10 protein-coding genes are annotated in these 12,422 nt (G+C 30.1%); 9 read left to right on the forward strand and 1 reads right to left on the reverse strand.

Going from position 1 to position 12,422, the window contains the following annotated elements; genetic code table 11:
• Position 1 precedes the first annotated feature (1 nt).
• From ABD730_RS09570 to ABD730_RS09605, 8 genes are all read left to right on the forward strand, one after another.
• A complete protein-coding gene (locus ABD730_RS09570) occupies positions 2 to 1,192 on the forward strand; it encodes a hypothetical protein (protein WP_344714195.1) in 1,191 nt (396 codons plus the stop codon).
• A gap of 356 nt (positions 1,193 to 1,548) precedes the next feature.
• The gene (locus ABD730_RS09575) at positions 1,549 to 2,982 is read left to right on the forward strand and encodes an MBOAT family O-acyltransferase (RefSeq protein WP_334469261.1); all 1,434 of its coding nucleotides are present in this window, start codon (positions 1,549 to 1,551) and stop codon (positions 2,980 to 2,982) included.
• Between the two features lie 3 nt (positions 2,983 to 2,985).
• The gene (locus tag ABD730_RS09580; protein ID WP_344714197.1) at positions 2,986 to 3,906 is read left to right on the forward strand and encodes a hypothetical protein; all 921 of its coding nucleotides are present in this window, start codon (positions 2,986 to 2,988) and stop codon (positions 3,904 to 3,906) included.
• 33 nt (positions 3,907 to 3,939) lie between these two features.
• Positions 3,940 to 5,013, forward strand: coding sequence for a glycosyltransferase (locus ABD730_RS09585; protein ID WP_344714199.1), 1,074 nt, complete (start codon positions 3,940 to 3,942; stop codon positions 5,011 to 5,013).
• 8 nt (positions 5,014 to 5,021) lie between these two features.
• On the forward strand, positions 5,022 to 6,176 hold the full coding sequence (locus tag ABD730_RS09590; RefSeq protein WP_344714201.1) for a glycosyltransferase: 1,155 nt from the start codon (positions 5,022 to 5,024) through the stop codon (positions 6,174 to 6,176).
• Between the two features lie 17 nt (positions 6,177 to 6,193).
• Positions 6,194 to 8,098, forward strand: coding sequence for an asparagine synthase (glutamine-hydrolyzing) (gene asnB, locus ABD730_RS09595; RefSeq protein WP_344714203.1), 1,905 nt, complete (start codon positions 6,194 to 6,196; stop codon positions 8,096 to 8,098).
• Positions 8,099 to 8,104: 6 nt separating this feature from the next.
• Entirely contained in the window at positions 8,105 to 9,235 is a 1,131-nt protein-coding gene (locus tag ABD730_RS09600) for a glycosyltransferase family 4 protein (protein WP_334469271.1), read from the forward strand.
• A 22-nt stretch (positions 9,236 to 9,257) separates the two neighbouring features.
• On the forward strand, positions 9,258 to 10,265 hold the full coding sequence (locus ABD730_RS09605) for an endonuclease/exonuclease/phosphatase family protein (RefSeq protein ID WP_344714205.1): 1,008 nt from the start codon (positions 9,258 to 9,260) through the stop codon (positions 10,263 to 10,265).
• A 78-nt stretch (positions 10,266 to 10,343) separates the two neighbouring features.
• Here the strand turns inward: ABD730_RS09605 and ABD730_RS09610 are convergent, their stop codons facing one another.
• Positions 10,344 to 11,297 (reverse strand): glycosyltransferase family 2 protein, encoded by a 954-nt coding sequence (locus ABD730_RS09610; RefSeq protein ID WP_334469275.1) that lies wholly within the window; start codon positions 11,295 to 11,297, stop codon positions 10,344 to 10,346.
• Positions 11,298 to 11,798: 501 nt separating this feature from the next.
• Here ABD730_RS09610 and ABD730_RS09615 point away from each other — a divergent pair.
• Complete coding sequence (locus ABD730_RS09615; RefSeq protein WP_334469277.1) at positions 11,799 to 12,419, forward strand: sugar transferase; 621 nt, start codon at positions 11,799 to 11,801, stop codon at positions 12,417 to 12,419.
• Positions 12,420 to 12,422 lie beyond the last annotated feature (3 nt).

The following is a 12,422-nucleotide window of genomic DNA, read 5'->3' on the forward strand; positions in this document are numbered from 1 at the left end:
TATGAAAAAGAGTCTTCTAATTCATATTTGCTTTTTATTACCCTTTGTACTTACGGTTTTCAACCTACAAGTTTTTATTACAAGATTAGTATCTATGGCAATAGCTCAAGTTATGGCTTATGGAAATTTAGGGTTATTAATACTAGGCGTAGCTTTATGTATTAAAGATAAAGGTCCATTATCAAAAACTGCTCGTTTATGGATTATTTTTTATCTCTTATATTTTATTTTTGCAATTTTAGCTAGTGCTATTCATTTTAATCCAGCTAATATTTTAGTTGCAATTATTCCATTTATATATGTTTTAGCTTTCTATGTTTATTTAAGTATACCGGAAAACCGTAAGGTTTTTGGTAACATAGCTGTTTTAGCATTTGTTTTATCTGGAATTCTAAGTATCTATTTATATAGTATAAATTTTGATTTAGATCGCGGAGGCACTTATGCATATAAGGACAGATCTGGTGGTGTTTATGCAGATGCTAACAATACAGCATTAGCAGCAATAATTTCGGTTGTTTTAATATTTAAGCTGTACAACCCTAAGAAGAAAATATTTAAACTGTTTAAATTATTAGCCATAGGGATTATGGTTTACGGTTTGATTCTTACATTCTCCAACACGGGTTTTATGGTGTTTATTATTTGCTTAACGATACTTAACCACAAGTTTTTCAGTGGATTAAGATTAATTTTAGGGCTCTCATTGCTTCCTTTTGTATATTTAGCTTTAGCTAATCTAAACACATTAACAGCAGATTTAAATTTAATTGGTCAACAGCGAGCTAAAATTGATAACATTGTAAACATTGTCACTTTTAATACAGACAAGGTTGATACTTCTGGAAGAAATGAACTCTTAATGAAACTCATAACTAATTATGTATTTGAAAACCCTATATTAGGTAATGGTGTAGATTTTGCTAATTCTCAAAGCGCACATAATACAATTATTGGTGTCTGGGCAGATGCCGGGATTTTTGTTTTATTATTTTTCTTATTTATGTTAGGTAAATATTTCTTAGAAGCTATAAAAAGCCCGCCTGATATAAGATATTTTGTACTACCAATGCTATTAGTTCTATGCATATTTATGTTAAGTTTGCAAAGTGTAATAAATCAACCATATTTCATGGCTTTATTTGTGTACATGGGATATCTTGTTGATAATAAAAACATAAAAATAGCTTAACCATTAAGCTTTTATATTTCCTCATACCAAGTTAAAAAAGTACAACAAATAAAAAAATCACATAGACCACTGAATTTAATTTCCACAACTCATTTTCAACCTATTAAACACTTACTCTATACTGTTGTCTAGTTTACATTTAATCTCTAATTAATATTTCTAACCGTTTTTAAACACTTGAATTTATATTAATTAAAGAAATAGACGAATAATTCATCTTTCTTTTTACTAATTCATGCAGATAGTAGTATATAATGTCCATTCAAAGAATAATTTTGATACTTTTACACACTTGTGACATCTTTACATTTCGGATTTATAACCTATTATAATGAAGACCCAAATTTTAACCATATATGTTTTTTAATTCAATAGAATTTTTCATATTTCTACCTATTGTTTTTGGGCTTTATTGGCTCATTGGTGGTAAAAATATTAAAACCCAAAATCTTCTTGTTGCAGCTGCTAGTTACGTTTTTTACGGCTGGTGGGATTGGAGATTTCTGTCACTCATATTATTTAGCTCTTTAGTTGACTATTCTATAGGAATAGCACTTGGTAAAAATGAGAAACCAACTACTAGAAAAACATTACTTTGGATTAGTATCTGCGTTAATCTTGGCTTCTTAGGTTTTTTTAAATATTATAATTTCTTTGTAGATAGCTTAATTAATTCCTTCACGTTTTTTGGCTCAGAACTCAGTATAAATACACTTAACATTATATTACCAGTAGGAATTAGCTTTTATACGTTTCAAACGTTAAGTTATACCATTGATGTTTACAATAGAAAACTAGAACCAACTAAAGATTTTGTAGGTTTTATGGCTTTCGTTAGCTTTTTCCCACAATTAGTCGCTGGCCCAATTGAAAGAGCGACCAACCTATTACCTCAATTTTCAGTTGAACGAAAATTTGATTATAGAAACGCGGTCGATGGCTTAAGACAAGTACTTTGGGGATTATTTAAAAAAATAGTAATCGCAGATAATTGTGCTAAATATGCTAACATAATATTTAATAACCATACAGATTACAATGGAAGTACACTCTTACTGGGTGCTTTTTTCTTTGCATTTCAGATTTACGGAGATTTCTCAGGATATTCTGATATTGCTATTGGTATTTCAAGATTATTTGGCTTTAACTTAAAAAGAAACTTCGCGTTTCCTTACTTCTCTAGAGATATCGCAGAGTTCTGGAGACGTTGGCATATATCACTTTCTACATGGTTTAGAGATTACTTATATATTCCATTAGGAGGAAGTAGAGGAGGCACAAGTATGAAGGTCAGAAATACATTTATCATCTTCATTGTTAGTGGTTTTTGGCATGGAGCAAATTGGACCTTTGTAATCTGGGGAGCTCTAAACGCTATATACTTTTTACCGTTATTGCTAGCTAATAAAAATAGAGTTAACACAAATTTAGTTGCTGAAGAAAAATATTTACCTAGCATAAAAGAGCTTGGTCAGATGGGATTTACCTTTTTATTAACGTTAATAGCTTGGGTGTTTTTTAGAGCAGATAACGTTACACATGCATTTTCTTATTTAAAAGGTATCTTTTCAGAATCTCTATTTTCTTGGGTAGAAATTTTCCCGAGTACAATTTTAGGTTTAGTATTCTTTTTTATCATTACAGAATGGCTAGGAAGAAGTGGAGAATATGCTATTGAAAAAGTAGATTTTATAAACAGACCTATACGTTGGGGGTTTTATCTGCTACTAATTATATTAATGTTTGCTTTTACTGGAGAAGAACAACAATTTATCTACTTTCAATTCTAAATCATGAAGAAATTCTTAAAAAATATAATAATATTTTTTCTTCTAGCTTTAATAGTTGGAGAAATTGTTGTTAGAGTGACACACACAATGTCTGATATCCCCCAAAGAGTTATTGACGAGAATGGGATACAAAAATATTACCCCAACCAAGAAGGTTACTGGAAAGGTGGTGATCATAAATGGAGTATTAATAAATTAGGTTGGCCTGGAGAATTACCAAATAGTTATGATAATCTAATCATGATTATTGGAGATTCATATATCGAAAATTTTATGAATCCTAATGATTGTCACCAATCAGCATTCTTAAAGAAAAACATGAAAACATTTAATTTCATGGAAGCCGGTCGTTCTGGTGTGTCGCTTATTGAAGCTATGGAAATTAGTAAAAACTTAGATTCTTTAAAACCTGTAAAAACATTAGTTTACGTAAACAATAATGATTTTTACGAAAGCATTAGAGACATTAAACCCCTACAAGATATAACGCAAGTTAATCTTAAAAATGGTACAATTGTTTACGGTAAAATGAAAGCACCTTTATTTAAAAAGATTTTATATAATTGGAAATTACTTTACTATTTCTATACTCGATTTCCTTTAAATAATCAATCAGAAAATGCAGAAGCACCTACAGTTAGTGAAGCTATTGAAGAGAATAACGATATATTAAAATCAAAGTCTGAAGTATTTAATTTAATTAATTATATAAAAGACAACTACTTTATTAAAGATAAAGTCTTTGTATTTCACCCTAATAGTAATACCGAAATTATTGAACAATGTAAAAATCTTGGCTTTAATATAATTGTTTTAGACTCTAGCAAAGATGATAAAAAATGGGTATTTGATCACGATAGCCACTGGACTTGTTACGGACATGAACAAGTGGCAAAGCAAATTTCTAATGCTTTATTAAAATAGAATAATCTATAATTTAGATTTCAATTAATATCAATGAGCAATCAACCCAAAATAAAAATAATGTTTATTCTTCCTTCACTAAGTGCTGGTGGTGCAGAACGCGTTATTTCATTTGTCTCTCAAAATATAGATAAAGAAAAATTTCAACCCCTTTTAGTTATTGCTGGTTTCAAAAAAGATGCAGCTTATGATGTAAGTAATGTAGAAGTTACTTACCTTAATAAACCTAGAATTTTAACTGCATTACCTTCAATAATAAGTAGTATTAAAAACCGTAAACCGCAAATAGTAGTAAGCTCTATTTCGCATGTTAACACAGCAATGTCCATGCTCTCTCCATTTTTCAAAAAAACGAAATTTATAGGTAGAGAAGCTACAGTATTGAGTAAACGCGGCAATGAAAAGAAAATAAGACAATGGTCTCCTTTTAGATTATTGCCAAATGGCTTTAAAAACCTAGATGCTTTAATTTGCCAATCTCAAGATATGGCAGAGGATATGATTACCAATTTCAATATTCCTAAAAAGAGCATCTACGTAATTAACAATCCTATTTCTAATTTACCAGAGGTAAAACAAACACAACCTACTACTAAAATTAAAAAGTTTATTACTGTAGGACGATTAACCGAAGTAAAAGGTCATCTGAGACTTTTAGATATCCTTTCTAAATTAGATCAACCATTTAGTTATACTATTATTGGTAAAGGCAATCTAAAAGATGAAATTTTTGAAAAAGCAAAAGCTTTAGGGATTTATGATAATATTGAGCACGTCCCTTTTACAAACAAAGTCAATGATTATATCGCAGAGCACGACTTATTTTTACAAGGTTCTTATGTCGAAGGATTTCCCAATGCCTTATTAGAAAGTTGTGTCGTTGGCACACCTGTAATCGCATTTAAAGCTCCTGGAGGAACAAAAGAAATTATAGAAAATGGTATCAATGGTTTTTTAGTCGAAAACGAAGAAGAATATCTTCAAAAACTAAAAGACTCTAAAACATGGAATCCTAAAGATGTTAGAGCATCTGTTTATAAAAAATTCAATAAAGATGTAATTCTTCAACAGTACGAAGACTTATTTGAAAATATTGTAAAAAACTAAACGCTTAAATGAAACTTGGTATTTTAATATATTCATTATCCGGAGGTGGCGCAGAACGCGTCGTCTCATACCTTGTGTCTTATTGTATAAAAAACAATATAGATGTTCATTTAATTTTAATGAACCCTACTATAAAGTACGATATTCCAAAAAATACTAAGATTCATTATATTGAAAAATCCAATCCTAGCGAAAGCGGTATAAAAAAAGCTTTAAAAATACCTGTTCTAGCATATAAATATGCCAAACTCGTAAAACAACTCAAACTTACTCATAGTTTAAGCTTTTTAACCAGACCATCTTTTATTAATGTTATTGCCAGTAAGCTAACAACATATAAGTTTAAAGTAATAACAAATGAGAGAGCCTTCCCTAGCCTACAATATAGCTACAAAGGATTTCAATCGTCTTTTAACAAAACCTTAATTAAGGCACTATACAAGAAATCAGATTTAGTAATCTCTAATTCTTATGGAAATGCGGGTGACTTGGTTGATAATTTTGAAGTCCCTTCAGAAAAAATGAAGGTCATTCATAATCCCATTGACCTAAGTAAAATTGAAAATATAGAACCAAATTTATCATTCTTTGATTCTGAAAAATTCAACATTATTACACTTGGCCGTTTAGATATTGGAAAGAATCACGAAATGTTGATAAGAGCCATTCATCAACTTCAAAATCCTTTATTGCGATTATACATTTTTGGTGTTGGCGATTTACATGAAGAATTTGAACAACTTATTGAAGCACTAGAATTAAAAGAGCAAGTTTACTTAATGGGCTTTAGCCCAAACCCTTATCAATATCTTAAATCTGCAGATTTATTTATATTTGGCTCAAATCACGAAGGGTTTCCAAATGTATTATTAGAAGCTATGGCATGCAGATTACCAATATTAAGTACCAATTGCCAATCTGGCCCAAGTGAAATCATGGAATTAGAAACGGTAAAAGAAGACATAATGATTACCGATTATGGTATTTTAGTACCAATTAAGAATACAGACCTAATGGCTAAAGGCATTAGCTATTTTATAGATCATAAAACTTACACTGAAACGTGTAAAACAAATAGTAAAAGTCGGATTAAAGACTTTGAAAAAGATACCATTTTAAAGAAATATATAGATCTAATAAATAGCACAAACATAGCTCATTAGACAAAACGAATTAAAGTATGTGTGGAATTAACGGCATTATAGCAAAGACCAATAGAAACAAAGACGAAATCACATCGGTTCTTAACGCAATGAATAATCTAATTATTCATAGAGGACCAGATCAAGATGGTTTGTTTGCTGAAGAAAATGAGCAATTCACTGTTGGTATGGGAATGCGAAGATTATCTATTATAGATCTATCTTCTGGTAAGCAACCTATATTTTCAGACGATAAGCAAATTGTTATTGTTTTCAATGGAGAAATCTACAACTATAAGGTTTTAAAAGCCAAACTACTAACCGAAGGTGTAACATTCAACACCTCCAGTGACACCGAAGTCATCTTAAAAGCCTACGAAAAATATGGAGTAGAATCCTTTCAATGGTTAGATGGCATGTATGGTTTTAGCATTTATGACAAAAACATCAACAAACTATTTATTGCTCGTGATTTCTTTGGTGAAAAACCACTGTATTACACACACACAGATAACGAATTTATTTGGGCATCTGAATTAAAGTCAATTATTAAAACTATTGATTTTACTCCTAATATTTCAAAAAAAGGATTAAATCTTTATTTTAGATTAACCTACATTCCTGCTCCTCACACTATATACGATAACATATATAAATTACAAGCCAATCACTATATCACATATGATTTAGCGTCACACAATACGACAATTCATAAAATCAACGCTGAACCAAAACCAAAGCCAATCAATATTTCTTTTGAAGATGCAAAAGCAAAAACAAAAGATTTAGTGTACAAAAGTGTCGATAGCAGATCTATTGCAGATGTTGGTTTAGGTACCTTTTTATCAGGAGGCGTAGATTCTTCTATCATTTCACTATGCTTAGCACAGTCTACAGACAGAAAAATAGACACCTTCTCTATAGGATTTAAAAAAGCATCTTACGATGAAACTGATAAATCTAGAGTGGTTGCAGATATGGTAAATAGTAATCATCACGAATTTATTATTGATGAAGATGATCTTAAAAACAATATTCACGAAATTCTAGTCAATTTCGACGAGCCTTTTTCAGATACAGCTGCGCTACCAACACATTTGCTTTCAGAAAAAACAAGAGAACACGTTACGGTGGCCCTAACAGGAGATGGAGGCGACGAAGTATTTGGTGGCTACAATAAGTACTACATTGGCAAAATGAACAAGAGGTACACAGGTATTGTTCCTAAAGGTTTTCATAAAACTATTGCCGGATTAAGCAATAAATACCTCATTAATAAAGATGATACACGTGGAAAAAAATTCCAAATCAACAAACTGTTAAATGCTATTGATTACGATGGCGATTTTTATTGGGATATCATTTCATTAGCAAACACAAGTGCGCAGCTCGAGGAAATTATGTCTCCAGATTTTTATGATTCAAATATTTTTCAAGAATACAAAGATGTTTTAGGCAAACAAAAGATTGAATCTTTAACCGATTTTAGATTGGTCGATAAAATCTTAAGTCTAGAAGGCGGAATGCTTGCCAAAGTAGACAGAACAAGTATGATGACCTCTCTAGAATGTAGAGCCCCTTTCTTAAACAAAGAATTATGGGAGTTTGCTAATACACTACCAGAAAACTATTTAATGAAAGGCTGGAACAAAAAACACATTTTAAAAGAAGCCTTTAGAGATCAGTTTCCTGATGAGTTTTTAGAAAAAAGCAAAAGCGGATTTGGATCTCCAACAGGAGATTGGTTAAGACAAAGTCTTAGAAAAGAAATAGAAAGCTATATAGAACCTGAATTATTAAAGTCTCAAGGCATATTTAATGTCGAAGTAATCACTAAATTAGTTCAAGATCATTTAGACAGTAAAAAAGACAGCACGTTTAGAGTGTGGTCTTATTACTGTTTCCAAAAATGGTATAAGTTTAATTTCTTGAAGCAAAACTAAATCGAAATGAATAAAAAAAGAATTTTACTTATAGCATCTTATGATGGTTCTCTCATTAGATTTAGAGGAGATTTTATTAAAAGCCTTGTCGATGATGGATTTGAAGTATTTACCGCAGCTCCAGATTATGCTGATGAATTTCGTCAAAACATCAAAGACCTCGGAGCAACACCTTTAGAGTTTAAATTACAACGTACAGGCCTTAACCCTTTTAAGGATTTTAAATCCATTTTAGAATTAAAATCCTTAATGAAAGAGAACAAAATAGATTTGGTTTTTCCATACACCGTAAAACCTGTAATCTATGGCTCAATGGCGGCCAATATGTGCAAAATACCTGTAATTTCATTAATCACAGGCTTGGGTTATGCGTTTACAGGCTTAACAGCAAAAGCACGATTATTACAACGCTTTAATGAAACATTATACAAACTTTCAATACGAAAGAATAAGGTTATAGTATTTCAAAATAAAGATGATTATCAACTTTTTTTAGACCGAAAAGTGATTTCTAAAAAACAAAAAGTTGATTTCGTAAGTGGCTCTGGTGTAAACCTTAACCAGTTTTCATTTAAAGAAAAAGATGCATCAGACAGCGTGAGCTTTCTTTTAGTAGCAAGACTAATAAAAGAAAAAGGAATTGCACTTTATATGGAAGCTGCTAAAATCTTAAAAGCCAAATACCCTAAAGCCGAATTTCATCTGATAGGAGCTCCAGAAACATCACCTTCTGCCATTAGTGAAGACGAACTAAAAGTACTACACAAAGAAGGAGTTATTGTCTTTCACGGAAGTCAAAATAACATTCCAGAACATTTAAACGCAAGAGATGTTTTTGTTTTACCAAGTTATTACAGAGAAGGCCTACCAAGAACCACATTAGAAGCTTGTGCTTGCGGAAACCCAATTATTACAACAGATTCTGTTGGCTGTAGAGAATCTGTAAAAGAAGGTGTAAATGGTTTTTTAATAAAACCGCAAAGCCTTGAAGCTTTAGTAGAACCTATGGAATTTTTCATTAATAATCCTGCTAAAATTAAGGAGATGGGAATAAACAGCAGAACATATGCAGAAGAACGATTTGATGTAAACATCATTAATAACGATCTCATCAACTTAATTAAAAAAGAGCTATAACAAATTGCTATAATTTTTTTTAATGAAACTCATTCTTAAAATCCTAAACAAACTTCCGATTGTAATTATACTAGTTTTAGTACTAGGCGTTTTAAGTACGTTTATGGATTTTGGCATAATATCTGTTTTTTTTAGCATTACAATGCCATTAATTTTTATTGCTAATGCAATATTAGCTCTATATGGTATATTCAAAAAAAAATACATATACCTAATTGGGGTTATCGTGTTTTTTCTTTTCAATAGCTTCTTTTATCAATTCTCTAGAACTACTAACGTAGAAACAAAAGACTCAATTAGTCTATTAACTTACAATGTCAGATCCTTTAGCCAAGTCTTATACGCTTCAAAATCAAACCAAAGTCCGTTTACTGAAATAGAAAAGTTTATTAACTCTTTAAGTCCTGATATCTTAGTTTTTCAAGAATCTTCCTATAAAGAAAGCAAAAAAATAAAAGATTACCCTTACCGTTTTATTGGCTACAAAGAAAATTCAGAAAAATCGCTTCTTACCATTTTTTCCAAGTACCCAATAGTTAATAAAGGGTATGTAGACTTTCCTAATTCAAAAAATGATGCCATTTATGCAGATATAAAAATTCAACAAGACACTATTAGAGTTTATAACACACATCTGCAATCTTATGTTATTTCACCATACATAATCGCGAATAGATTTAGTGGTTTTAACTATTGGGAAAACTTAAATAACACCATCACAAAACAAGTAGAACAGGCTAATTTAATTAAAGATCACGCGAACAAATCAAATAAAAAAACCATTATTACAGGAGATTTTAATGCAACTCCATATAGCTTACCTTATAGAAAATTAAAAAAAGGATTCAATGATTCTTTCATAACGAATGGTAATGGAATTGGAAAAACATATGCTCACAGAAGGTATCCATTACGCTTAGATTACTTTCTTTATGATGATCAATTTAAAGTATTAAGTCATGATAATTTTAATTTAAAACTATCTGATCACGAACCAATATTTGTTAAATTTAAAATAAAGCAACTATAGTACTAGATTTCACTTTAACGATATCTTCAACAATATATTAATCTAGACAATAGATATTTAGAAAGTTTAAACTTAAAATTATTTCATTAATTTTCTAAATGGCCATAAAAGAATAAAAATTGATTTTATAAAATAAGAATCAATAGATTTTATATAATCTTTTAAAGGGTATTCGAGATATAAAGTTGAACGTATAGTTATATAAATTGTTTTAAGAAAAAATATTGGAGATTTAAAAAAATATTTATCAAAAAACCAATCAAATACAGCTAAACCTTTAAGAACAGTACCAAATGCACTTCTTGCCGTCATTGGTGTATTCATGATGGACCCCTCTACTCCTACATGATAAATTCTAAGTATTTTATTTACACATTTAGTCAAGAAACCATTACTCGCTACAGGATCCCATATCATACTTTCAGGTACAAAACCATAATTAAGCATCCTTGGATTCACAATAATACTCCTTAATACATCTGTTTTTGTAAAGCCCCATTTTTCACCAATTATTTTGCCAGCAATACGAGCCTCAAATGTGTTACAATAAAAAGGGTCTTCTGGAAATAAATCACCAACACGTGATCCATACTGATCTTCACACAAAACTGTTACAGCTGCCACCTTTGGTTTTAATTCATCTGGAATTTCTTCATACTCGTTATTAAAAAATTCAAGTGCATTTGGATAACATTCATCATCACCATCAAATGTCAATAAAAATTCGCCTTTAGCTAATTTTATAGACTGAATGAAACAACTCATCTTATGCTTGTTCTCAATATTATTTACATAATTTATATTTAAAGGAGATGTTTCAACTATTTTAGAAATAACTTCATGTGATTTATCTGATGAAGCATCATTTATTACAAGCCATTCAAAATCTTTAAATGTTTGTTTAAGTAACGAATCATGAACTTTCTTTATTGAATTTTCGCAATTATAAACAGGTGTGAATACCGTAAATTTATATTTGTATGATGTTGATGGTTGCTTCCGATATACAGGTATTAACTCTTTAAAATTCATATTAACATATATTAGTATCAAGATTAAAAATAATCTCGAGAAAAGACATTTAAATATCGTATATATCTAATCTAAAAATCTAAGTTATAGGTTAATCTTAATATCAGCAACAAAACTAGATGAAAAGACAATAAACCCTATAATAAACGTCCCGCTTTATTAACTTACCTACCTAAATTACACAATCATTTTTCTTAAATTTCCAGAGTACTACTTTATAATAAACAACCTATAACTTTATTTTTTTATATCAGATCTCCGTTTTAGCTATCATAAATTTTAAATCTGAGCTAAACCTATAGCAAACTTCACATGCTAAATCCTAATATATCATTGCTCTCTAGTAAAGTAATAAAAATTCTTAATTTTGATATTTATAAAATGTAAAACTATTTGTAGCAATTTTAATCATTAAAAAATTAAGAGCAACACTAAAATCAAAAATAAAAACAGTTTATTTGCATTGTTTTGGGAATTATAACAGATAGAAAAATAAGAAATATGTATACTGTAATTATTAAACGTTTATTAGATTTTACAGCAGCTTTAATTGGGCTAATTCTAATTTCACCACTTTTTATAATACTTATAATTATCTTAAGTATCTCAAACAACGGAAAGCCTTTCTTTTACCAAAGAAGAACAGGAAAGCATGGTAAAATTTTTACAATTATCAAGTTAAAAACCATGACCGATAAAACAGATGCTAATGGAGAACTATTACCAGCATTAGAACGTGTTACTAAAACCGGCGATATTTGTAGAAAATACTCACTAGACGAAATCCCTCAATTACTTAATATACTAAAAGGAGATATGAGTCTAATAGGGCCTCGCCCACTTTTGCCAGAGTATCTAAAACACTATAATAAAGAACAAAACAGAAGACACGAAGTAATGCCAGGTATTACAGGTTGGGCTCAAATTAATGGAAGAAACACAATTACCTGGGAACAAAAATTTGAATATGATGTTTATTACGTTGATCATCTATCCTTTTTACTAGATTTAAAAATCTTATGGCTTACCTTCTACAAAGTAATAAAGAAAAGTGACATCAATAGTTCTGAAACACTCGACATGCCTATGTTTACAGGAACAAAAACAACACAAGACCAATAACTT

It is taken from the genome of Winogradskyella damuponensis, from assembly GCF_039538385.1.
Taxonomy (GTDB): Bacteria; Bacteroidota; Bacteroidia; order Flavobacteriales; family Flavobacteriaceae; genus Winogradskyella; species Winogradskyella damuponensis.

Coding starts and splice junctions, on each gene's coding strand:
- ABD730_RS09600 (WP_334469271.1), top strand. CDS start 8,105: ATGAATAAAAAAAGAATTTTACTTATAGCATCTTATGATGGTTCTCTC.
- ABD730_RS09570 (WP_344714195.1), top strand. CDS start 2: ATGAAAAAGAGTCTTCTAATTCATATTTGCTTTTTATTACCCTTTGTA.
- ABD730_RS09605 (WP_344714205.1), top strand. CDS start 9,258: ATGAAACTCATTCTTAAAATCCTAAACAAACTTCCGATTGTAATTATA.
- asnB (WP_344714203.1), top strand. CDS start 6,194: ATGTGTGGAATTAACGGCATTATAGCAAAGACCAATAGAAACAAAGAC.
- ABD730_RS09580 (WP_344714197.1), top strand. CDS start 2,986: ATGAAGAAATTCTTAAAAAATATAATAATATTTTTTCTTCTAGCTTTA.
- ABD730_RS09610 (WP_334469275.1), bottom strand. CDS start 11,297: ATGAATTTTAAAGAGTTAATACCTGTATATCGGAAGCAACCATCAACA.
- ABD730_RS09575 (WP_334469261.1), top strand. CDS start 1,549: ATGTTTTTTAATTCAATAGAATTTTTCATATTTCTACCTATTGTTTTT.
- ABD730_RS09615 (WP_334469277.1), top strand. CDS start 11,799: ATGTATACTGTAATTATTAAACGTTTATTAGATTTTACAGCAGCTTTA.
- ABD730_RS09590 (WP_344714201.1), top strand. CDS start 5,022: ATGAAACTTGGTATTTTAATATATTCATTATCCGGAGGTGGCGCAGAA.
- ABD730_RS09585 (WP_344714199.1), top strand. CDS start 3,940: ATGAGCAATCAACCCAAAATAAAAATAATGTTTATTCTTCCTTCACTA.